The organism is Mucilaginibacter gracilis (assembly GCF_003633615.1).
In the GTDB taxonomy this organism is placed as follows: Bacteria; Bacteroidota; Bacteroidia; order Sphingobacteriales; family Sphingobacteriaceae; genus Mucilaginibacter; species Mucilaginibacter gracilis.
This window is the reverse complement of record NZ_RBKU01000001.1, coordinates 997,329-1,019,775: the sequence shown is the minus strand read 5'-3', so window position 1 is coordinate 1,019,775 and position 22,447 is coordinate 997,329. Positions and strand designations below refer to the sequence as shown.

Below are 22,447 nucleotides of genomic sequence, written 5' to 3'. Positions count from 1 at the left end.
TAATCTGATTTATTTGATGATAGTAACCGGTGACTGGTTGTTCAATTTCTGAAAACCTGATGTAATTAATTGCTCTTTACCGGTCAAACCCTTGCTGATCGCCATGCCGTTATTATAGAGAGCGCCGGTTTCTACCGGTACTCTTTGTGCCCTGGCTGCAGAATTTACTATGTAAACAAAGTTGTTTCCTTTTTCATCTACCTGAACGGCCTCCAGCGGCACTATAATTTTAGTGCTGTCGGGCATCGCAACCTGCCCTGAACCTGTTGGAAATGTGACTTTACAAAGCATACCAGGCCTCAATTGCTGTCCGGCATTCTTCAGCTTAACCTTTAAATTATAATTGGCACTGTTATTCAAGGCCAGTACGCCAACTTCGCTGATGCGGCCTTCGAGTGTTTCGTTTCCTAACGCATCTATTTTAACTGAGGCGGGGTAGCCTGCCTTATACCGGTTGATTTCGTTTTCGGGAACGGAAACCAGTACACTTACAGAACGGGTATCTAAAAGTTGCGCCACCGCTTGGCCGGGAGCAGCTGTAGCACCAGCCTCGGTGCGTTTGTCACCAATGAAGCCGCTTTGGTTGGCGTAAAGCTTTGTGTGCGCAATGTTTTGGTAGGTAGCCCGTGCAGATGCTGATGCTTGCTCGTAATTTGCTTTCGCCTCCAGCATTTTTATCTCGGCTACACTGCCTTTTTCGTAAACAGCCAGCGTCCTTTTATAAGTTTCTTCGGCTAGCTTGGCCTGCGCTACCTGCGCATTATACTGGTTGCGGTAAGTAGTTTCGTCTACCTGAGCAATTAGTTGACCCTTTTCAACATAATCCCCGGTTTTCACGGGAAATGAAATGATCGTTCCGGACACTTGGAAGCTTAGATCGATAGCCTTGTCGGCCTGAAGCGTTCCGTTGTAAATAAGCTGATTGCCTGTAGCAGGAGTTACGGTGTTGAGGTTTGAAACCTGAACACGGATAGTGTCAGGAGATTGCGGCTTGTTTTTATCGCCCGAACAACTGGCTATTGACAGCACAAGCAATAAGGAGCCGTTAAGGAGGAGGTTTGACTTTTTCATATATGATTTAAATAACAATTAAACATTAAACGTATTTTTGTCGAAAACAAAGCGAAAAAAAAGTCATTTAAGACCGTTGCAAAAAATAGCGATTACCCACGTTAACTTTTCTTCGAAGTTCGGAAACCTATCAAACAAGACAATCTCCTGTTCAAAGCTTCGCAGGGCTACAACCATTGTTTCCGCTAAAAACCTGCTGTCTTGAACAGACATTTCTTTGATCTCTTTTTTTTCAATCGCCCACCTCAGTACTTTGTCAATAAGGGCGTTTTCATCTTCCAGCATAAAACGCATTTTAAGGAATAATAGGGAGGGATCATGTCTGAGATCCCGAAACACCAGCGAATATTGCCGAACCATGTCCTTAATGGCTTTCAACTTATTAATATGGTAGGTTTCCATATTATCTGTTAACGATGCTTCTTTGGAAAGCATAGCAGAACAAGAGTCAAAAACCTCTTTCATCTTCTTTTCAACAACCGCGTCAAAAACTTCGGTTTTGTTTTTGAAATAATAATACAAAGAGCTTCTTGCTTTTTTGCTTGCCTGGGAAATGTCTAGCATAGTGACTTTTACCAAACCATATGTTTCGAAAACACCAGTCGCGGCTGAGATAATATCCTCTCTGATTTTATCGTCTAACATTTTAGTTTTCATTTCGACAAAAATACAAATAATATCGAAATGGTAAATTTATTTTTATTTTTTTCTTTAACGGTATTTTTTTTAGCTTTTTAAAAGGATGTAACTTATTGATAATAAGAATCTAATCAGAATGTTCGTAAAAAGTAAATTTAGTTTATATCCAAAATTTTTATGGTGGAGTGAAAACACCTGTAATTTGACAGCCTATACTTAGGCATAAAGCCCCGGCCAGCAAAAGCATTAATGACGAGGAATTGCCCAAAAGTTTTTTTGTTAAGCATCATATTTACCACCTTACCATGTTATCAGAACGTATTTGGGAGAACAAAAAGAAGAATAGGATCGCTACAAATCCCGCAGAAATATTAAAGTTTGCTTTTAATACGGGTTCATTGAGTAATCTTTCTGGTCAGTCATGGGGCGGCTTATTGTGAGCATCGTGGTTTTTGTCATGCGTTTTAGTATTGGCCCTGTGTTTAGGGCTGCGATTGGCATAGAAAGACAGTGGCGTTAGAAAGTGCTGGTTTACGGACGAATATCTTGGTATCGTAGGGTGTTGCAGAGTATGTATTACTTCCATCCACATCAGTGGTGATGCTCCGGCACGGGTGGCATCCTACATCATCAGCGGGATTGGTTTCCTGATCTCCGGGCGTCATTATGAAGGATGGTTTGAATGCGCAGGGGTACAAATTAGCCGCTACCATCTGCTGTTCTGCCGTAGTCGGTTTCTTGATGGGTTTATTGGGGAGGTGTTAAATATTCAATTGCCCACTCTCAGATGAGCGAACATCCATAAGTTCAAAATATTCCAAAAGACCTTCAGGTAAGATCAAACGGACAAGGGTTTCGCGTGGTGTAGACAAGGGTATTCGTATTCGTTATTCCTATCCGCAAATCAAATACTTTTTTTATTCCCCACAAGAATTCTGCTTGATCCCTGATTGATCCCTTTTTTGCGGGAAACCGCTTAAAAAGGGCTTTAAACGCAGAAAAGCCTTACTTTTCAGTAAGGCTTTTTAGTTTTCAGCGGAATGGACGGGTCTACCGAACTTCCTGAAATGCGCTGACTTATAGATATTTAAATCCAAATATCATTAATGGCACCCGAAAAGGAACCCTTGATGCTTGGTAATGATTATCTGACTTTGGAAAGAACTTTATAGGTATAAAGGTACAAATAAACCCAATCAAGAGCAAATTAACACTCATTATTGTTTACTATGTTCAATATTTTAGTTCACCAAAAGCAGTACTTACTATTGATTTCTCTTATGGTACACAAATCGCACTGCATAACCTGTCTATTAGTATGACGCATACCTCGAAAGATACCATGCACGTAAAGCAGTTACTCCAATTTGTCGTTATTTCTATTGTTTCTCATTACCTCCTTGGCATGATGCTCAGTTTTTTTATATTGGATGCACACATAGTCATATGCCTTTACAAATAGCGTATGGAATTTTTTAACTTCTTGGAGATTTGGTATTCTTTTTTTCGTTGGTAAGAACGTCAGAAAATCATTTTGAGGTTCAATGTTATTAGGAAAATAAATCGGAAAAGCATTCTCGAACGAATTTTTTTCCCCATGCGCAAAGTATTTATTCCTGTACTGCATTATTAGGCCATGTACTTTATGGAATCGAGTAGATTGATTATAAACCTTTTTGAAATCAAGACTGGTCTGCCCGCTATTACTTTTAGTGAACCATTTCGAATAGGTAATAACTACTGTTGTAAAAAGCGATTGTATCAATAAAGTGTTACTTACCTCAATTTCATTTTTTAAATTTTCAATACTTTGATTTGTTATCTTGCGCGGCTTCAATGACATATATTGTTTTATAAAAAAATATTTCTCCGTCAGTAAATCCTCGATCATTTTATTTAATTCTATAACAGTTCTTAAGTCCTCCAGGATCATGCAGTAATTGCTAAACTGATCCAAAATGGGGCTATCGATTTTTATAGCGCGGTCTTTGAATTCTTCAAAAAAAAGTGGATTTTGGACATCCTCTATTTTAAATGTTTTTCTCATATTCTGATTGAATTCCTGAGTTGAAAAACGAAGATTTATGAATAACGCTCTTCTAAAATTTCGGCGATTGCCTTAGTTTGTCTATAATTCGTTCCCGTTGTTTGAACCCACAACCCGTATTTTCGCGTACTCTTTATTAATACAATTTCAACTACTCCTGCGGCGGAGCAATTCTTAATAAAGTTGTTACACTTTCCTTTACACCATTCCATTGAGCGCATTTCAATTACATAAGGACTGTCAATTAGTTGCTTGCACAAGGCGGTCAGTTCTGCGACACCGTGATGAGCCGCTAAGTGATAATTTTTATCTTTAGCCGCGATATTGGTTGTTGGAAGTACGAGGTCTCCATAATTCTCAAAAAAATCTATAAAATCTTGATCAAGAAGCCTTTCATGCTTGGCTATATTTAATACTTGCTTTTGCTGAATAGTTCCATCAAAATTAATAGAGATTGTGAGGTTGTAGCTCTCCCATAATGGAAAACCAGCCAGGCTTATGGCCGGTAACCCGTATATATACGCGGCCGCCAAACCCAAGCACTCCCGTGAAATGTCGTGTTCTTCACTTTCAAATGAATAATGAGCTTCGTCGTACCTAATAAATGCGGCTTCATTCTCAAGATCAAGAAATGGGAAAATAAATACTCCATAGACAAAATCCATGTATGTTCTGTTCTCTGGCGCTAACAGCCAATCCTGGATAGATACATCTGCTGTTAGTTGTATCTCATTTAGCTTATATTCACAACGTATTTTTCTGAATCCCTTCTGCTTCGCCATCTTCATTGCATCAATTAGGTGAAGCATTTTTTGCCGCGCTTCATCCAAATTCGCACTCAATGGGTTTATACTTAACTCATTAAACAACAATTCCATTTTATACTAATTTAGCAAGTTGATTACTCCATTCGTCCAATAAATCTTTAGGGTATTCACTCAACTGTCCATTTTTGTCAATATTAATGTTCGTTATTTTTGAGTATTGTTCTGTCGTATCAATTTTCTTTTCAAAATAAAATACGTTTACTCTTTCCTGTAATAACTCATTTTCCTTTACCGCAACTCTGACTCCATTTAGAACATGCTCACTATGCGTTTCTATAAAAATCTGCACGTCATTCATTGCCACTAATGAAATTAATCGCCCTAATTCAGCTTGTCCTCTGTCATGAATGTGCGCCTCTGGATTTTCAATTATTATTATTTCGTGCGGGCGAGCTGCTAATAATGCAGTCACAACAGGCAGTGCATAAGAAATGCCAAAACCGACGTTGGTCGGTTTAAATCTATTTGTGTTGCCCAAGTTAGGTTGTATAAAAACAAACTCTAATAACATTTTTTCTGAGTTCGGAATAGCGGTGGTTCGAACGTTAACTCCCGGCGATATCTCACCCATCCATAGATTAATCTGATTAATAAGCGACTTTACAGTCACCTCTTGTTTAGTAACCGAATCAATACTTTTTGATTTTGGATGCAGTAGATTTTCAAATCGGATGTCTTCATTCCCGTGTACTTCAATAAAGTGCGCGGTGTATTCGCCGTGGTTTCCCACATCATTCAGAGTAACTACGCTTGTATAGGATTTGCTATGAATAGAACTTGGTTCTAACCTGTTCGCATTTAAATATTGAAAGTTATTTCCAAACAAATCTTCTTTAAAGAAATTGCTGTTTTGAAAATCTGGCGTTGTACCTCCCGTTGCGTTTTTTAATGTAAACACATCAGCTTCCTGCTTGAAATCAAAATCTAAAAAAGTTTCTTCATCCTCACCGTATCTTAAAATAAATTGTAGTGATTGCTCCTTGTCATATTGATATAAAGCGTCTTTTGTATCTCCGATACTTGTATAACTACCGTTTAATTTTAGCTCGCCTCTTCGCATTAGGTTATCTGACTGGCGAAGCAAAAGGAGGGTTTGAATAAACGACGATTTACCCATTCCATTCAAACCCATTAACAGATTTAGATTCCCCAATGGGAAAAACTTCTTCTTGATGGATTTGAAATTTTTAATTTCTATTGAATTTATCATGGTCAGCTGTTTATGGTACTTGTTATTAGCTCCTGAACTTTTTGGTAACGATATTGTACTCTGTATTTATCACTTGTCGAACTTGTAACAGCCCAAAAAAATGTATTATCGACATCATGATAAAGAAGGTTTATGAAATCTTCGATGAATTTATCTTTACGGTCTTTAATTAACGTCATTTCTCCTTCAGTTAATTTTGCAAAAGAAACCGAAAAAACATCAAATAAAGCCTTATTTATTGGGCTTCTACCGTCATTAATGTTTTCAAACTTTCTAAAAGCATGTTTACCGAAAATATCGATATTTAACTGCATACTTCGATCATAGGCATTTTTTATCTCGTCTTTTTGATCCTCACTCATAGTATGTACGGCGGCCATAGCTTTACTCATATAAGTGTCCAGATCAGGTTGATAAGAATCGTAGCCTAAGTAGTAAAAAGCCAAAAAACGATTGGCAAAATCTCGGTCTAACATACGTTCCGTTTTTATCGACCTTCCTGTGGCATTAACAAAAGAAGGTGTTAAGGCTAATTGGGCGATAAAATTAGCAGGCGCTCCCTGAAAGAGGGCATGTCGGATTTCTTGCGGGACTAAGATTAATCCGCCAGTATTAATGCGCTTGAAAATATTGTATTTCACATCGGTCGGCGTACCAGGTAAAATAATGTAAACCACGACTTGAGCGTTTTTAATAATTCGCTGCAGGTCTCTTCCTAAATCATCATACCCTTTTCCATTAAGCGTGGTTAAAAATTCCAAGTTCGTCAATTTAAGAGTTTTATCGACTACAAAACTGCGAATACTACTTAATCGCTGTAAACCATCTACTACCAACCATTTCCGATTATCTGTGCCATCAAAATAAAAAGCTGGCAGGGGAAATTGAATAAGAATTGACTCAATTAAACGACTTTTTTTCGTGTCGTCCCATAAGTCCGGATTACGTTGAAAATAGGATTCGGTTTCCAATTCCACTTCTTTTAATTCAATCCTTTCAATAAGAGTATCCAATGACGGCGTTTTGGTATCAATTTTAATCATTGTGGGATCAAATGGCTTATCCATTAGCGGCACATTTGAATCTAATTTTTCTAATTCAATTTCAGCGTTAGTTGGATCAGGCAACGTGGCGGTTAAAGCCAAAGCTGACTGTTCTTTATTTGAATTATTTTCCATTTCCAGTTCTTTAATATTGTCGTGTAATTGAAGTTCTAACAATTTCAAAGCTAATTAACATTATCGGAGTTTTAGCAAATTCCCTAAACTTGAAGAAACATCAATTAAAGCTGTTTTACAAAGTTGAAGCGATGATGGTATGTCTTTTGTGAGTAGTCAAAATCATAACAATGAACCATAGAGCCCTAATAATTTATATAGTTGTGGCTTATGACAAGTGTAGGTTTTGCAATATTGGATTATTTCACTTTGAGCTTAGATACCAAATATGCCAGAGGAAAGTGGTTAATGACAGACAGAGACATTGCTTTTCTAAAAGAAATGTTTTGCTGGGAGGAATTGTCATTTGCCACTGATAAAGAAATTGCACTGCAAACAAATATGTCATCGGAGCGGGTTCGCCAAATAAAGCATAAAGCGCTAAAGCGATTGCGCATTGCCGCCAAACAAGGTAAAAATCCCGCAAAAAATATAATCACAATTATTGAACGCAGTATTAAAAAAGACAAAGATAGAAATCCCCACCAGGCAATAATCAATTTATGTATTAACGAAATGCCGGAATTGCCTCCTTATCAAATAATTAAATTATTAGCAGAACTTTACTTTAACAAGCATTCAGAAATACAAGCCACTTACAACCGTTATGTCTTTTTGAATAAAACAGCGGAACAAAAAGCTGACTACGAGATTAGGAAAGATCAGCGGCGACAGGAAACTGAAGCCGGTTTGAAAACGCAATTGAATAAAGATATTATATGGTTTGACCGAATTGAAAAATGGAGTAAAGAAAGTTTTGTCGGTTTACAACCAAAGAGAAAAGTGAACCAAAGTGAAAAATATCACTTCGGTGAATTTTTCAGTATCAAATGCAATAGGGCTGTGCAATATGAATCCGGTGCGGAATTAAGTTTTATTAAAAAGTTAGAAGCGAACCCTGCGGTAATTTACTATCTGGAACTATTGGTGATGCGTTAAGTTTTCAAAATTTGTTGTAAATATCTGAATATAAATATATTATAGCCGTTCTTTGATTTTTTGATTTGATTTGACCTTTAGTTTTGGCCTTTTATGATAAGGCGATGAATTCAGGGAAATACGTTTTTGCGCAACTTTTGCACTTTGTTGACCGGTATGAGTTTGAGAAATATGTTTCAAAGTATAACGGCGATTTCAGGACAAGGGACTTCGACTGTTGGAACCAGTTTATTCAGCTGTTCTTTGGGCAGTTAACCTCCCGTAACTCTCTTCGGGATATTTGTGTTTGCTTAAAAGCCCATAAAAACAAATTGTACCATCTCGGTATCCGGAAATACGTAAACCAGTCTACTTTATCCCGTGCAAACGAAAACAGGGATTGCCAGATATTCGCGGATTTCGGTAATTACCTGATCGGAAAGGTTAGGCCGCTCTATGTCAATGAACCGGTTGCTAATGTGGATATTGCCAATGAAGTGTTTGCTTTAGACTCTACAACGGTTTCCCTGAGCCTGAAGCTGTTTAGTTGGGCTCCCGGAAAATATTCGCGCGGTGCTATTAAAATACATACGCTTTTAGACTTAAGGGGGAATATACCCGCTTTTATCCTGATCACCGACGGTAAATACCACGACAGCAATGCCCTTGACACAATAGTTCCGGTTTCAGGGGCCATATATGTTATGGATAAAGCCTATGTCGATTTTATTGCATTATATAATATACACAACAGCGGCGCGTCATTTGTTACACGGGCAAAAGACACCATGGATTACACTGTCATTGAGAGCAACTTCAACATTGACCCACGATCCGGTCTCAGAGGGGACAAGACCATCCTGTTGAATGGATACAGGTCTAAGAAACTTTATCCCGAGCAACTAAGGCTGGTGGAATACTATGACGATGAAAAAGGTGCTGAACTGATATTCTTGACTAATAACTTCGAGGTTTCTGCCCTGGAAGTTGCAAGGCTGTACCGCAACAGATGGCAAATAGAGACTTTTTTTAAATGGATCAAACAGAATTTGACCATTAAATCTCTCTGGGGGCAATCGGAAAATGCGGTAAATACTCACATTTGGGTCGCAATCTGCACTTACTTGATCGTTGCTTGCGTAAAGCATAAGTTGAAAAGCACCCTTTCCATTTACGAAATAATGCAGATTCTTGGGATCTCAGCTTTCGATAAAACTCCTTTGAAGGAGTTATTAACAGAAGATCAAATCATTCAAAATGTCAAAGAACAATCAAACTTGTTTAGTAAAACTTAACGCATCAGTAATAATGTACAATAATTTATTTACCCACAATTTCATGATTTATTTAATTAAAGGATCGCCGGAAGGCAAGCGGCGAAAGCTTGGTCTTATTCTTGAACAACTTGTTGAATGACTGGCGATGCTCAAATCCCAATTGAAAGGCAATTTCACTTACTGACAAGTCGGTGGTTGCTAAAATATCCTGTGCTTTTGCTATGAGTTTGTCGTGAATGTGCTGCTGCGTATTCCGGCCGGTAAGCGTTCGCAACATATCGCTTAAATAGCTTGCGGAAACATTCAGTTCTTCTGCCAGGCTGTTCACTGTTGGTAAACCGTTTCGTGCATGATTGTCAAAGTGTTTTGACAGGTTATTTTCAAATTTTGAAAGGAGATCGTTGTTCGACATTTTCCTGGTCACAAATTGCCTGCTGTAGAACCTGTTACAGTAATTTAACAGTAGCTCCAGGTTTGATACAATAACATCCGCACTAAAATTATCGATCCTTGACTGGTATTCCTTTTCGATGTTCCTTACTAAACTCTCAATCAATTTTTCTTCTTCGTCTGAAAGATGTAATGCCTCGTCGGCTTCGTAGGCAAAGAATCCGTAGTTTTTAATGGATTTACCTAAAGGATAGTTCCTGATCAGATCGGGATGGAATAATAAAGACCAGCCATCATCATCAGCTTCATCGCCTTGATCGACAGCAATAACCTGATGAGGCGCTAAAAAAACCATCGTTCCCTTATCAAAATCATAATAGTTTCTGCCGTATCTCATTTGCCCCTGAAAGCTTCGCTTGATACAGATATGATAAAAGTTCAAAACCAAACGATGGGTTTTGTTTTCATGCTCAGGGTTCTCACCCGTATGATCGATCAGCGTAATCAGCGTATTCTTTGGTGGCGGCAAACACAACAGCCGGTGCAATTCTGAAACAGAATTAATTATCTTGATTGGCTGCTCTGCTTTTTTCATGCTTTAAATTTAAAACAAACAGGAAAGTAATCTTTCCTGTTTGTAAGTTCTAACTTTTTGATCTCCATTTTATTTGTAGCCGCCGGAAACCTCGATGAATTGACCAGTTATGATTGCTGATTGGTCCGAAGCGAGGAATACAGCCATCTTTCCTATGTCTGCAGGGGTGGCCATACGCCCAAGCGCACTTTTGCTTATCATCTGTTTTACAGGTTCAGATTCCGCCGTAGCCCCGAATTTCTGTACACCTTCCGTCAGTACACCGCCTGGTTGAATAGCATTTACCCGGATTTGTTTAGAACCCAATTCCTGTGAAAGCGATGTCGTGATCGAATTCACAGCACCTTTGGAAGCTCCGTAAACCAGTGAATAAGGATCGGGCCTGTTACCCGCATAAGAACTGATGTTGATGATACTTCCACCATGATCGCCAAATACTTTCACGGCTTCCTGTGTAGCTAACAAGATACCTAAAACATTGACATCAAAGATCCGCCGATAAGAATCTTCAGTAAAGTGCTCCAGTAGTGCAAACTCGTAAATGCCGGCATTATTGACCAGTGCATCCAATCTGCCGAAAGATTGCAGGGTTTGTTGAAAAAGCTTTTTTACATCGGCCTGTTTTGACATATCTCCTTGCAGGGCTGTTGCGGTGCCGCCTGCCTGCATGATCTCGTTAACAACGATATCCGCATCAGACTTGCTTGAAGCATAATTAACCACAACTTTAGCACCTGCGGCTCCCATCTGTTTGGCGATCCCGGCACCGATCCCTTTTGATGCGCCGGTTACGATCACTATTTTGTTTTCTAATTGATTACTCATTTTCTTTGATTTTATGAGATCAAAATTGAGCTGAAAATAACACAAAAAGGTATCCAAAACAAAGTTAGTGGTAGTCATATCGGGATTATCTATGGCCCAAATGCTGATCTTAGAGATGATGAGGTGAATCTTTTACGATCAATTCAGAAAGTTTGGGATGCTTGAATGAAGAAGCTCTTCTATTCGCCATCAATACCCCGGTAATATTGCGGAAGCACAATTAAATTGAAGTCTTCTTAGCACTCATTTCCTTAATCACCCGCTGCCTATGCTGTATTCCCCAGGATACGATCACATCGATAACTGGCTTGAGTGTGTGCCCGTATGCTGTAAGTTCATATTCAACGGTAATCGGCTTTGTATGGAGCACAGAGCGTTTTACCATTCCATTTAGCTCAAGTTCCTGCAACTCTTTGGATAGCATTTTTGCTGCAATTCCTCCCACGCTTGCGAGGAGTTCCATAAAACGCTTTTTGCCAAAGCAAAGTGTGCCGATGATCTGTATCTTCCATTTCCCGCTCAGCATGTCCATTGTGTCGCGTACCGCCATACTGTACGCTGCACAAGTCGCCTCGCCAGGATTGTCATTTTCATTTGTGTTCATGATACTTTCCTCCAGGTAACCAGTTTCCTCCAGTAAACCCGTTACAAATATAAACTACGGCTGGCTTAGATTTGAATACTCAAAAAAAAATTATGAAACGTATTCTTCATTTAATCTCAAGTCCGCGGGGGGCAGATTCATTCAGTATTAAACTGGCCAATGCTATTATCCTTAAACTCGTGGAACAATATCCAGGCAGCATCGTCGAAGTAGTCGACCTTGCGCAAAGTAATATTCCACATTTGAACACAGCCCATATCAGCGCCTTCTTTACACCGGATGAACACTTAACCGCTGAAGATCAGGATGCCATAACTTATTCAGAGGCTGCAATCAGTCAGCTATTGGCTGCGGACATCATTGTTATCGGCGCACCGACATACAATTTTTTCATTCCATCGTCGCTTAAAGCTTGGATCGACCATATTGCAAGGGCGGGAAAAACATTCCGTTATACGGAGCTGGGCCCTGAAGGATTGGTAAAAGGAAAAAAAATATATGTTGCAGACGCGTCCGGTTCAGTATTCTCAGAAGGAGTTTGGCAACCCTATGATTTTATTAGCCCTTACCTTAAAGTAATGCTGGGTTTTTTAGGAATGACCGATATCACAATCGTTCGTGTAGAAGGTGTTGGCATCCCGGGCCTGAGGGAGCATGCACTAGATAAGGCAATAGCAAGTATTGTTCTTTAATGCAATAATAATATAAATGCATCGTCACAATATAGTGATTTACTTTGCTGTGTTTCGGGTAGATAAACTTTTTGTTGCCTTTGTGGGAAGAAGCTAAGAGTAATTTAAGGTGATCACGTTAAGCCCGGCAGAAATAGATATCGTAAAAATCTTTATTTAAAGAAAAGATGTATAATATTAATCAGTGAAGGACACGAAAATAAAGATTATGGCATCAGCAATACGGAAAATATATCCGCTCCTGAAATAGTAAAAAATTTGAGTACAATTACCGGCTAAAAAATCAACTATGTAAGTCCCTCAGTGGAACTTTTTGTCGAAACGATGACAAAAGCCGGAGTAACTAAACAATTTGTGGGAATGTTTGCAGGTTTTTCCGAAGCGATCAGGCAGGAGGAATTTGAAACGTTTAAGACAAACCTGGAAAATCTCCTATGCAAAAAGCCAATTTCTGCAATCAGTTGTATGATTGTCTAAATTCTTTAGGCGACATATTGGTTTTACTTTTAAATAATTTACTAAACGATTGGGGATAATCAAACCCAAACTTATAGGCAATCTCACTAACTGTATTGTTTGTGGTAGACAGCTCCTGTTTGGCAACCTGAATGATCTTATCATGGATATGTTGCTGGGTAGTAAGGCCAGTGAGCTGTTTTAACATATCACTGAGGTATTTGCTGGAGAGGTGTAATTGTTCGGCAAGGGAAGTAACCGTTGGCAAATGTTCCCGACTTGTGTTGTTTTGAAAGCAACTATCAAGTAATATTTCAAAACGAGACAATAATGGGTTATTGAGCGGTTTGCGGGTAATAAATTGTCGGTTGTAAAATCGGTTACTGAAAGTCAGCATCAGGTCTAATTGAGCTACCAATACATCCTGGCTGAATTTATCAATTGGCCGATCCAGTTCCTTTTTGACTTTTTGAAACAATTCTTCCATATCATTTTCTTCATCTTCGGAAAGGATCAGCGCCTCGTTTACACTGTAACTGAAAAAGTTGTATTCCTTTATCCTTTTGCCTAGTTCGTAGCCATTTAAAAAGTCAGGATGAAATGTCAGGCACCACCCGTTTTCAGGTGTTGGAATTTTTGCGTCAATACCCAACACCTGGTTGGGGCCGAAAAAGCCCATAATACCCTCGTCGTAATCATAACTGGTTTGCCCGTAGGCAGACTTGCAGGTACAGTTGTATTTGATCGTAACAACATAAAAATCCAGTTTAAATCGTAACGCTTCCGGTACTTCCTGTGGAAGTACTTCGTGGAAATTATAGATACCGATCAGGGGATGCCGCGGTTTGCCCAGGCCGGCAGCGGCATAATACTGATGCAGCGTTTTGATATGCAATATGTCCGGACCTTTCATCGATGGAACCTCTTTATTGAATGTTTAACTTAAGGTTTTTCCTCATCATATTTCCAACCAATTTTAAACCCAGCTGTGTGGGAATTAAAGATATAACAAACCTGCTTATTTTATTTTGAAAGCCACTGATGGTGATTATTTTACCTTGGTTCAACCCCTTCATGGCCGATGCAACTACCTGTTCCGGTGTTTCTAACTTTTTAGAAGAAAAGCTGCTTTTGCGGTCTGCACCAATGTTTGCTGAATCAAAAAAACCGGTTTCTGTAGCACCGGGGCACAATAACATAACCTTTACACCGAATAACCTGTTTTCTTCCCACAACGCCTGCGTAAAATATTTTACAAAGCCTTTGCTTGCCGCGTAAACGTTCATATAAGGAATGGGGTTAAAGCTTGCCATAGAACCCACGTTGATGATCGTTCCATTTTTTTCTGCCCGCATCTTTGGTAAAAAACGGTAAGTCAATGCAACCATGGCATTCATGTTCAGGTTCATCATATTTTGGTATTCTTCCAGGCTGTACTCCAACAGGTCGCCACCTGATCCGCTACCTGCATTGTTGATCAGCCAATCCACTTGAAAATTTCTTTTAAGAATTTCATCTGCGATCAGCTGATCGCTGCCTGATTGCGTCAGATCGGCAGCGATGTAAGTTACTGAAATTTTATGCTTTGTACTTAATTGCCCGCATAACGCTTTTAGTTTTTCTTCTGAACGTGCTATCAGTACCAGGTTATGGTTTTCTGAAGCCAATCGTTCTGCAAAAGCTTTACCAATGCCCCCTGATGCGCCTGTAATCAATGTTACTTTCATTTCTCCTAATTAATTTATAAAACCAAAGTTCAGGAGATATCCGTTATGATTTATAATCTAAAGGCGGTTCTTTGTATGCAAAAGGCGGAAGTGAGATATAGTGTTTTTTTTGACAGGTCAACCGGCTGTCATTAGATATTCTCTGTTAACTCAATTAGATTAGATAATCCGGACCCATTGATCACCTGATTCTGAAATTACGGTCAATTAGTTCCGGCACACTTTGGGCACATTAATCTCTTGACCATCAAACAAGATTTCTGTCATCACAAACACAACCTGTTGGTCTAAAACCAACGGAATGAACTAAGCAAGGGCTCCCGGAATACCCATATCAGACTATCTTATGTTGGAACCTGCAAGCAGTTTGATATGATAAACAGATAAGTAATTCTCATCTGCAAACTTCAGGTCCAAACTGCTCTTAACTTATTTCTGCAGGGACTATTTAAAAAAACAGCAGGCTCCGATAATACCGGACACAGAGGACAGTGCCCCAGATTATGCTTGCCGTTACGCACTTACCAAGGTGATTAACCGTCTTTCGCGTCTATGGATGTTCTTTACCATGACCGAAATGAAACCGATGGGGTTGACAAGTTTCGATGAATTCCTGTTCCTGTTAACAGTGCAAAAAACAGAACCCATTCGAAAAAAGGATTTGATCTATATGCATTTTATAGAAATATCTTCGGGCATTTTAATGATAGACCGGATGGTAAAAAAGGGTTTACTGGATGAAAAGACGGATGAACTGGACAAAAGATCTCGCCTGGTGGCGATAACTGTAAAAGGCAAGAAAGTAGTGATAGATGGCCATAAGGCCCTGGATACGGTATACAGTGATCTTTATGGTGACATGCCGGAAAGTGCAATGCTGGTTTGTCTGGAACAACTTGGCCCCCTGCTGGATAGCACTGCAAAAAAATGGAATAACCTAAAGAAGTTCAAACCTATAGTCAAAGATGTTTAAAAAGTGATATCCTACCTTCTGCTTTAAATTTGGGGCAATGTTTTGTGACGATTAAATGCCCTGAAGGACCAGACAATATGAATGCTAAAATTATAAATTTATTTAAGATCAAAGTACTATCAGAGGTTTGTAAAACAAACAGCTATTTGACAGCATCAAAGAATCTGTACATAACACCTTCAGCGGTTAGCAAGATCATCAAAGGTTTGGAAACGGAATGGAACATGTGTCTGGTCAACTCTACCGGAAACAGTATCAAGGTTACTCCGCAGGGGAACAATTGATTGGTGCCGCAGCAAGTTTGCTGCAGGCCAATGATGAATTTGTCAACTTGTTATCATCAATAAACGGACTTAACAACAAAACTATTTTACAAATTGGCTCAGGGGCATCGCATTCAAAGATTGTCATGAACAGGTTGCTGGCTTCCCTAACAGCAAGTTTTCCTGGCCTGGAATATGATGTGATCACCAACAACTCTGCTGAGATAATAAAATCAATTGAAGAAGGCCAACTGGACTGCGGGATCGTTTCAGCGACAGTCCCGGAATCTATAGACAGGCAATTGATTTACCAGGACAAGATTTCGCTATATGCTTATCACAGGCATCCTCTCGCATTGAATGTGGTTTCTTTTTAGGATATAACTTATCCGATTTGCCTCCGCGAAAAAGGCTCTTCTACGAGGTTTTATACAGAGCAATTTCTCAAAGAACATCCTCTTAAGCAAAAACAATTCAGACAGACCGGCAAAAATGATGAACTGACGGATCACCTCTGCAAAACCGAAAATGCCATACTATTTATGTCCAACTTTTATAATGCTAACAGCCATTGGAGAAATGAATACGTCAAAATCCAATGCAGTGAAATCGATATTCCTATCCCAATATATTTTGTTGTAAAAAAACGCTTTCCTTTTCCGAAGATTAAAAACCATCTTCAGAACGTATTGCTTCAGAGTTTCCCATATTCCCACATTTAAGCGAAGCAACTGGTGCTAATTAATTGAGGGGGCGCCTTCTACTGGCATCTGCAATAGGGTAAATACCCCGTCCTTATAATGAGCTGGAAGATCAGGGGTGTAATTTACTGTAGTACTAGTATTTTTCACGGAAAACCCGCAGCGAATGTAATAATTTATTAAGCGTTCATTGCCGCTGCCTGTGTCCATTCGAATAAATGATAGCTGATTGTTTGCGACATAATTCTTAGCCCAATTAATAATATGTTTCAGCAGGTCGTTGCCCCGGGCGTATTGGGCGGTTGCAATACGATGAAGGTAAATTGCGGGTTCATCCTGCGAAAATTTCCAGATCAGCTCATCACGGAAAGTAACAACAAATGCCCCTGCAATCCTTTCCTCCAGAAGAATAATATAATGGCGGTTTTCATCTATTTCTTTTTTTACAAGTTCTTCTTCGAAACCGAGCCAAACATTATTTCCGACTTCTTTTTGGTATTTAATGGCGTCATCATAAAGAGCGAACACAGCTGGAATATCTTGATATTTGGTATTTTCAATTTTAACTGCCATCTCTCGCAATTTTACAAGAATTCTATTTGTAATTAAATTTAATTTTCAAGACGTATTTGCGGTAATATTTTTGTAATCACCACTTCCTGTAAAAGCTTAGGCTCTGTAACCGGGATCAAATGGCCTGATTTTTCAAACCAGAACAGTCCTTTTTTTGGTGCTTTCAACTGTTCGTAATATTTTTCGGATATCATATAATTAGTTTGGTGATCTTTTCGCCCTACAAAAAAATAAACGGGACATTTAATTTTTGGCATCGAAACAGTCAAATTGATATTATTAGCTTCGTCAAAAAGTGCCGTCATTTCCGGATTTTCAGTAAAGTATTTTTTAAATTCTGTGGTGTCATTGATCGAATCTCCGTTAAAAATAGTGAGCCACTTCCGGTCATAATAATTTTGTTCTCCATTCTTAAACGGAATTTGAACTTTTGAAAGCTCATCGATAGCCTGTTTGTTTTTTTGTTTTTCGGCTTTTTGTTTCATTTCATTCAAATTAAGCCGTTCGCTCTCCCATTGGTTCACCGCTGGACTAACCGTCATGTAAGCGTATACTTGTTCGGGATGCTGACCTGCCATGTAAAAACCGAGAACGGTTCCCCAAGACCAGCCCATTATAAACATCTTTTTTTGGTGGAATTGTTTTAATAGCGCGGATACCAGCTCATGGGTGTCATTCTCATAAAGCTTTACCGTCAGTTTTTCGGGTGATGGGTTAAGTTTTAAGGTTTGACCGCAATTTCGTTGGTCCCAGGCGATAACTACAAAGTGTTTCTTCAGTTCATCAAGGTAGTTTTTGTTTTCATCATAAATTCCCTCATTACCAGGCCCGCCAGTTATAAAAAGAAATAATGGCTTCGAACGGTTTTCTCCCTGTAAAGTAACAACCTGCTTTATCCCACCAGCTAAAACAGTTTCGAGAGTGTCTATCCTCCTTTGTGCAAAACAATTATGTGAGGTGAACACGGCAATTGAATAAAGAATAAGTTTATAATATGTTTTACGCATTTTGGTCTAATTAAATAATTTAAAGGGTGTTACATTTCGCCAGTTAATCAAGGGTTCACAGTGAACAATGGTCCGTGTGTCAGCAGTAAAGATATTAACAATGGATTGCTTATACATATAAAAAACTGTCTTTCGACGGCAAGTATTATCCCTACGGTTTAATCGTATTTAATAGTGTTAAATTTAACTCCTGCTTATTATATTCACGTACTTGGCCCCGGAAAAGGTCATATTTACCATCAATATTAAATTGTCGGGCTAAATCAATTGCTTCTTCGACATTATTAGCATAGTAGGTTTGGTAAGGCTTCATTTCAAATAGCTAAGGTGCTTTAAATACACTGAATATTAGCATATTAGCACACGTTTGAGCCACAAACCGAGTACAAATTACATAATCGCGTGCCGTTAAAGTACATCGCATCTTACCTCAATTTAACCAATAGCACGTTAAGCCGGATAAGGCGAAAAGCATTAAAGCGTTGATTCATTATTTGCCTTTTGGCAACTGTACTTCAGCTAAGGCAGTATATTTTTGCAGGAATAAAAATAAAATATCCGCTATGAAAAACATATCAGAAGTCGTAGAAAAGCTGCGCGTCGCTTTAGAAACAAGGAATTACGAAAGCTATGTTGACTGCTTTGCTGAAGACGGCGTACTTGAACTGCCGTTTGCAGTGCAAAATAGCCCATCCCGCTTCGAAGGTATCGACAACATACGCGAAAGGTTCGGAGAAAAAAGCCAGCTTCACAGTGTGAATAAACTATTTGAACTGTATAAGGTCAACGCAGTAGCTCACCAAAGAATAGACCCCAATACGGTGATCGTTGAATTTGACATTGCCGGTAAGAATATTGCCACAGGCGATGTTTTTAGCCTGTCCTCTTCTATCGCGGTAATTAGGTTTAAAGAGGGCAAAATTGTAAACCACCGGGATTATCCTAACACGATGGGCCTGTCAGGAGCAATTGGACTACTGCCTCAACTGGCGGCTTCATTAACCAGGTAATAAAAAATTGTCCAAGCATTTGTTGAAAATGGTTGGCGTTCCAACCAGATGGTTATACTATTTCCTCTTGATTTCCCGGAAAAATATTAAACATTTTCTCGAGAACCGATTGTGCTATGATCAACTTCGTTCTTTGGCGAATAAGCCTTCGTCAAATCATAATGCTGCTGATCGTATATTAATAATCACAGGTGCTTTGACATTCTTTTTAAAGAAAATCAAATGAAAATCGGTGTAGACCATTTTTGGTAACCCGATAGGTGTTACATCTAAAGGTTCGATATAAACCACACTGATCACAGGATGTACAGGCTTGGGTAGGCCAAATAACCTGTGAACCTAGCCGCTTCCGTAAAAAAGTTTTCACCCCATATTGATTTGTTAACTCAGGTGCATGAACGCCCTTTGCTGCAAGGATAATTTTGTGTCAATATTTAAAAACAAAATACCATGACAACAAAAATCTCTTATGCAATCGCATTTTTACTGGGCCTGGCAATGATTTTCCTGGGAGCCCGCTTTTTCTTCTCTCCTGAAGTAGCAACAGCTGCATTCGGCATCCGCTTTAATGCCCACGGAGATTACTCCTTTCATCACATCAAAGGGATCCGGGACATATTTTCCGGGGTCTTATTGTGCGCTTTGGTTTTGATGAAGGAGCGCCGAGCCCTGGGCGTAATGTTAGTGGTGGCGACGATCATCCCGGTTTCCGATATGATCACCGTGCTCGAAAAAAGTTATACCAATGTGCAGCAAGCAATACCCCATATTGCAGCGACTATCATTTGTTCGGTTGTCGGCATATTGTTATTGACCGCTAAACCTCAATTAAAACAACCATCAAAATAGAAATCAACATTATGGAACAATTAAGAATTTACACCCTTGCTGACAAGGAAACTGCCGCTCATTATTTTAAAGACCATTGGTCAAAGCACCGGATCAACCTGCCCAAGTTTGGCTTCGAAGTCAAAGGGGTGTGGATCGGCAATACACCCGGCATCGCCAACCAGGTGGTCGCCCTTGTATCTTTTCCGGACAATGCTGACGTAGACGGGATGACCGACAGTTATATGAAGAGCCCTGAATTTGCGGACGATACCGCGGGCTTTGATAGAAATAAAATCATCAATGTAGAAACTTTAATATTAAGATCGGCGGGTTAAACCGTTTTGTCTCACCAGAACTACATACACAATGTGTCCGCATGTTGTGTATTTAACCCATTTCAAATTATGAGATCGGCAACGACGTTGGTTTGTTGAAACAGGAAGATTGTTTTATAAAACTAGTTTAACTTTTTTCTTGTACGTGATCCCTTCCTTTGTATCATGATAAACATGAAAGAAACCATTAACCACTATCTCGCCGCCTGGAACGAAAAAACGGCAACAGCAGTTAAGGCGGCATTCCAGAAGTGCTGCACACCGGATGTTACTTATACGGACAGGAATGCACCTACTTACACCGAAGAAGGCGGTTTTGTGATCAAAGGTATCGACCTGTTAACAGCGTTGGTCATGGGCTCACACGCTAAAGTGCCCGGCCGTGCCTTTTCGCTATTGACCATGCCGCAATATTTCGACGGTCATTGTCACTATAGCTGGGGGCTGCACATTCCCGGACAGGACGAAAAGGCCGGATGGGATTATATTGTTTACAACGAGCAAAACCTCATTACCCGGATTGTTGGTTTTTTGCCCGAACAAGTGTAATATAGCGCATGTTTGAACTTATTCTTGCCAATTTCGCGCTCCACATTTCGCTTAACGACAATGAAAGATCGCGTATTGAAGTCGCTTTGCAGCAACAGTCCGTAAAAAAGAACGGCCTGTTGCTGCGTCCCGGTGAGATTTGCAGGAAAATCTGTTTTGTAAACAAGGGATGCCTGCGTATTTTCCATATTGATAAGCAGGGCGATGAGCATAACATTTCCTTTTGCCCGGAGAACTGGTGGGCGGTAGACATCGGCAGTTTTTCCCACCAATCGCCGGCATTTTATGCCATCGCAGCTTTGGAAGATACCGAAGTACTTTATTTGAGTTACAGCGTACTCGAACAATTATACATTGAAATACCCAAACTCGAACGCTTCTTTCGCATTTTAACACAAAACGGGTTTAACCTGTACCAGCGCCGGATCAATGCCGCATTGTCCAAAACCGCCGAAGAACGTTACCTGGCATTCCGGAAACAATACCCCGGGCTGGAGCAACGGATCGCCCAGAAACATATAGCTTCTTATTTGGGCATTACCGCCGTATTTTTAAGCCGGTTGCGGAAGCACAATTAAATTGAAGTCTTCTTAGCACTCATTTCCTTAATCACCCGCTGCCTATGCTGTATTCCCCAGGATACGATCACATCGATAACTGGCTTGAGTGTGTGCCCGTATGCTGTAAGTTCATATTCAACGGTAATCGGCTTTGTATGGAGCACAGAGCGTTTTACCATTCCATTTAGCTCAAGTTCCTGCAACTCTTTGGATAGCATTTTTGCTGCAATTCCTCCCACGCTTGCGAGGAGTTCCATAAAACGCTTTTTGCCAAAGCAAAGTGTGCCGATGATCTGTATCTTCCATTTCCCGCTCAGCATGTCCATTGTGTCGCGTACCGCCATACTGTACGCTGCACAAGTCGCCTCGCCAGGATTGTCATTTTCATTTGTGTTCATGATACTTTCCTCCAGGTAACCAGTTTCCTCCAGTAAACCCGTTACAAATATAAACTACGGCTGGCTTAGATTTGAATACTCAAAAAAAAATTATGAAACGTATTCTTCATTTAATCTCAAGTCCGCGGGGGGCAGATTCATTCAGTATTAAACTGGCCAATGCTATTATCCTTAAACTCGTGGAACAATATCCAGGCAGCATCGTCGAAGTAGTCGACCTTGCGCAAAGTAATATTCCACATTTGAACACAGCCCATATCAGCGCCTTCTTTACACCGGATGAACACTTAACCGCTGAAGATCAGGATGCCATAACTTATTCAGAGGCTGCAATCAGTCAGCTATTGGCTGCGGACATCATTGTTATCGGCGCACCGACATACAATTTTTTCATTCCATCGTCGCTTAAAGCTTGGATCGACCATATTGCAAGGGCGGGAAAAACATTCCGTTATACGGAGCTGGGCCCTGAAGGATTGGTAAAAGGAAAAAAAATATATGTTGCAGACGCGTCCGGTTCAGTATTCTCAGAAGGAGTTTGGCAACCCTATGATTTTATTAGCCCTTACCTTAAAGTAATGCTGGGTTTTTTAGGAATGACCGATATCACAATCGTTCGTGTAGAAGGTGTTGGCATCCCCGGCCTGAAGGAACATGCACTAGATAAGGCAATAGCAAGTATTGTTCTTTAATACAATAATAATATAAATCCATCATCACAATATAGTGATTTACTTTGCTGTGTTTCGGGT

General features: G+C 39.7%; 28 protein-coding genes. 12 read left to right on the top strand and 16 right to left on the bottom strand.

Features of this window, described 5'->3' with window-relative positions; genetic code table 11:
* Positions 1-9: 9 nt before the first annotated feature.
* From BDD43_RS04370 to BDD43_RS04340, 7 genes are all read right to left on the bottom strand, one after another.
* On the bottom strand, positions 10-1,071 hold the full coding sequence (locus BDD43_RS04370; RefSeq protein WP_121196595.1) for an efflux RND transporter periplasmic adaptor subunit: 1,062 nt from the start codon (positions 1,069-1,071) through the stop codon (positions 10-12).
* A gap of 63 nt (positions 1,072-1,134) precedes the next feature.
* Positions 1,135-1,728 carry a TetR/AcrR family transcriptional regulator gene (locus BDD43_RS04365; protein WP_121196594.1) on the bottom strand — a complete coding sequence of 198 codons (594 nt, stop codon included), beginning with the start codon at positions 1,726-1,728 and terminating at the stop codon, positions 1,135-1,137.
* 464 nt (positions 1,729-2,192) lie between these two features.
* Complete coding sequence (locus BDD43_RS29885) at positions 2,193-2,375, bottom strand: hypothetical protein (RefSeq protein WP_162846980.1); 183 nt, start codon at positions 2,373-2,375, stop codon at positions 2,193-2,195.
* A 692-nt stretch (positions 2,376-3,067) separates the two neighbouring features.
* A complete protein-coding gene (locus BDD43_RS04355; RefSeq protein WP_121196593.1) occupies positions 3,068-3,757 on the bottom strand; it encodes a hypothetical protein in 690 nt (229 codons plus the stop codon).
* A gap of 35 nt (positions 3,758-3,792) precedes the next feature.
* Positions 3,793-4,635, bottom strand: coding sequence for a hypothetical protein (locus BDD43_RS04350; protein ID WP_121196592.1), 843 nt, complete (start codon positions 4,633-4,635; stop codon positions 3,793-3,795).
* 1 nt (position 4,636) lies between these two features.
* Positions 4,637-5,794, bottom strand: coding sequence for an AAA family ATPase (locus BDD43_RS04345; protein WP_121196591.1), 1,158 nt, complete (start codon positions 5,792-5,794; stop codon positions 4,637-4,639).
* 2 nt (positions 5,795-5,796) lie between these two features.
* On the bottom strand, positions 5,797-7,020 hold the full coding sequence (locus BDD43_RS04340) for a DUF262 domain-containing protein (RefSeq protein WP_211339652.1): 1,224 nt from the start codon (positions 7,018-7,020) through the stop codon (positions 5,797-5,799).
* Between the two features lie 162 nt (positions 7,021-7,182).
* Between BDD43_RS04340 and BDD43_RS04335 the strand changes: the two genes are divergently transcribed.
* On the top strand, positions 7,183-7,950 hold the full coding sequence (locus BDD43_RS04335) for a sigma factor-like helix-turn-helix DNA-binding protein (protein WP_121196590.1): 768 nt from the start codon (positions 7,183-7,185) through the stop codon (positions 7,948-7,950).
* A 104-nt stretch (positions 7,951-8,054) separates the two neighbouring features.
* Entirely contained in the window at positions 8,055-9,224 is a 1,170-nt protein-coding gene (locus tag BDD43_RS04330) for an IS4 family transposase (RefSeq protein ID WP_121196589.1), read from the top strand.
* 52 nt (positions 9,225-9,276) lie between these two features.
* Here the strand turns inward: BDD43_RS04330 and BDD43_RS04325 are convergent, their stop codons facing one another.
* The 3 genes from BDD43_RS04325 to BDD43_RS04310 all read right to left on the bottom strand — a co-directional run bounded on the left by BDD43_RS04325 (position 9,277) and on the right by BDD43_RS04310 (position 11,620).
* On the bottom strand, positions 9,277-10,191 hold the full coding sequence (locus tag BDD43_RS04325) for a helix-turn-helix domain-containing protein (RefSeq protein ID WP_121196588.1): 915 nt from the start codon (positions 10,189-10,191) through the stop codon (positions 9,277-9,279).
* 69 nt (positions 10,192-10,260) lie between these two features.
* On the bottom strand, positions 10,261-11,016 hold the full coding sequence (locus BDD43_RS04320; RefSeq protein ID WP_121201869.1) for an SDR family NAD(P)-dependent oxidoreductase: 756 nt from the start codon (positions 11,014-11,016) through the stop codon (positions 10,261-10,263).
* A 220-nt stretch (positions 11,017-11,236) separates the two neighbouring features.
* Positions 11,237-11,620 (bottom strand): winged helix-turn-helix transcriptional regulator, encoded by a 384-nt coding sequence (locus BDD43_RS04310; RefSeq protein WP_121196568.1) that lies wholly within the window; start codon positions 11,618-11,620, stop codon positions 11,237-11,239.
* Positions 11,621-11,712: 92 nt separating this feature from the next.
* Here BDD43_RS04310 and BDD43_RS04305 point away from each other — a divergent pair, with 92 nt between their 5' ends.
* Complete coding sequence (locus BDD43_RS04305; protein WP_121196587.1) at positions 11,713-12,312, top strand: FMN-dependent NADH-azoreductase; 600 nt, start codon at positions 11,713-11,715, stop codon at positions 12,310-12,312.
* Positions 12,313-12,769: 457 nt separating this feature from the next.
* On the opposite strand, the gene BDD43_RS04300 is transcribed toward BDD43_RS04305, so the two are convergent.
* Together BDD43_RS04300 and BDD43_RS04295 are read right to left on the bottom strand one after the other, a co-directional pair.
* Positions 12,770-13,681, bottom strand: coding sequence for a helix-turn-helix domain-containing protein (locus BDD43_RS04300; RefSeq protein WP_121196586.1), 912 nt, complete (start codon positions 13,679-13,681; stop codon positions 12,770-12,772).
* A gap of 13 nt (positions 13,682-13,694) precedes the next feature.
* Positions 13,695-14,495 carry an SDR family NAD(P)-dependent oxidoreductase gene (locus tag BDD43_RS04295; RefSeq protein WP_121196585.1) on the bottom strand — a complete coding sequence of 267 codons (801 nt, stop codon included), beginning with the start codon at positions 14,493-14,495 and terminating at the stop codon, positions 13,695-13,697.
* Positions 14,496-15,024: 529 nt separating this feature from the next.
* Here BDD43_RS04295 and BDD43_RS04290 point away from each other — a divergent pair.
* The 3 genes from BDD43_RS04290 to BDD43_RS04280 all read left to right on the top strand — a co-directional run bounded on the left by BDD43_RS04290 (position 15,025) and on the right by BDD43_RS04280 (position 16,108).
* Entirely contained in the window at positions 15,025-15,468 is a 444-nt protein-coding gene (locus tag BDD43_RS04290; RefSeq protein WP_147425570.1) for a MarR family winged helix-turn-helix transcriptional regulator, read from the top strand.
* Positions 15,469-15,545: 77 nt separating this feature from the next.
* A complete protein-coding gene (locus tag BDD43_RS31025; RefSeq protein WP_121196583.1) occupies positions 15,546-15,752 on the top strand; it encodes a helix-turn-helix domain-containing protein in 207 nt (68 codons plus the stop codon).
* A complete protein-coding gene (locus tag BDD43_RS04280) occupies positions 15,686-16,108 on the top strand; it encodes a LysR family transcriptional regulator substrate-binding protein (protein WP_121196581.1) in 423 nt (140 codons plus the stop codon). The genes BDD43_RS31025 and BDD43_RS04280 overlap by 67 nt, the downstream gene beginning before the upstream one ends.
* Before the next feature lie 360 nt (positions 16,109-16,468).
* Here the strand turns inward: BDD43_RS04280 and BDD43_RS04270 are convergent, their stop codons facing one another.
* From BDD43_RS04270 to BDD43_RS29880, 3 genes are all read right to left on the bottom strand, one after another.
* On the bottom strand, positions 16,469-17,005 hold the full coding sequence (locus BDD43_RS04270; protein ID WP_121196578.1) for a GNAT family N-acetyltransferase: 537 nt from the start codon (positions 17,003-17,005) through the stop codon (positions 16,469-16,471).
* Positions 17,006-17,043: 38 nt separating this feature from the next.
* A complete protein-coding gene (locus BDD43_RS04265) occupies positions 17,044-18,012 on the bottom strand; it encodes an alpha/beta fold hydrolase (RefSeq protein ID WP_121196577.1) in 969 nt (322 codons plus the stop codon).
* A gap of 151 nt (positions 18,013-18,163) precedes the next feature.
* Positions 18,164-18,325 (bottom strand): hypothetical protein, encoded by a 162-nt coding sequence (locus BDD43_RS29880; protein ID WP_162846978.1) that lies wholly within the window; start codon positions 18,323-18,325, stop codon positions 18,164-18,166.
* Between the two features lie 250 nt (positions 18,326-18,575).
* Here BDD43_RS29880 and BDD43_RS04255 point away from each other — a divergent pair, with 250 nt between their 5' ends.
* From BDD43_RS04255 to BDD43_RS04235, 5 genes are all read left to right on the top strand, one after another.
* Complete coding sequence (locus tag BDD43_RS04255; RefSeq protein ID WP_121196575.1) at positions 18,576-19,022, top strand: nuclear transport factor 2 family protein; 447 nt, start codon at positions 18,576-18,578, stop codon at positions 19,020-19,022.
* Between the two features lie 450 nt (positions 19,023-19,472).
* Positions 19,473-19,871, top strand: a complete 399-nt coding sequence (locus BDD43_RS04250) for a DUF4267 domain-containing protein (protein WP_121196573.1) — start codon at positions 19,473-19,475, stop codon at positions 19,869-19,871.
* Between the two features lie 11 nt (positions 19,872-19,882).
* The gene (locus tag BDD43_RS04245; protein ID WP_121196572.1) at positions 19,883-20,188 is read left to right on the top strand and encodes an NIPSNAP family protein; all 306 of its coding nucleotides are present in this window, start codon (positions 19,883-19,885) and stop codon (positions 20,186-20,188) included.
* A gap of 165 nt (positions 20,189-20,353) precedes the next feature.
* Complete coding sequence (locus BDD43_RS04240; RefSeq protein WP_121196570.1) at positions 20,354-20,737, top strand: hypothetical protein; 384 nt, start codon at positions 20,354-20,356, stop codon at positions 20,735-20,737.
* Positions 20,738-20,745: 8 nt separating this feature from the next.
* Complete coding sequence (locus BDD43_RS04235) at positions 20,746-21,315, top strand: Crp/Fnr family transcriptional regulator (protein WP_121196569.1); 570 nt, start codon at positions 20,746-20,748, stop codon at positions 21,313-21,315.
* Here BDD43_RS04235 and BDD43_RS04230 read toward each other — a convergent pair.
* Positions 21,312-21,695, bottom strand: a complete 384-nt coding sequence (locus BDD43_RS04230; RefSeq protein ID WP_121196568.1) for a winged helix-turn-helix transcriptional regulator — start codon at positions 21,693-21,695, stop codon at positions 21,312-21,314. The genes BDD43_RS04235 and BDD43_RS04230 overlap by 4 nt on opposite strands.
* Positions 21,696-21,787: 92 nt before the next feature.
* Between BDD43_RS04230 and BDD43_RS04225 the strand changes: the two genes are divergently transcribed.
* Complete coding sequence (locus BDD43_RS04225; RefSeq protein ID WP_121196566.1) at positions 21,788-22,387, top strand: FMN-dependent NADH-azoreductase; 600 nt, start codon at positions 21,788-21,790, stop codon at positions 22,385-22,387.
* Positions 22,388-22,447: the final 60 nt, after the last annotated feature.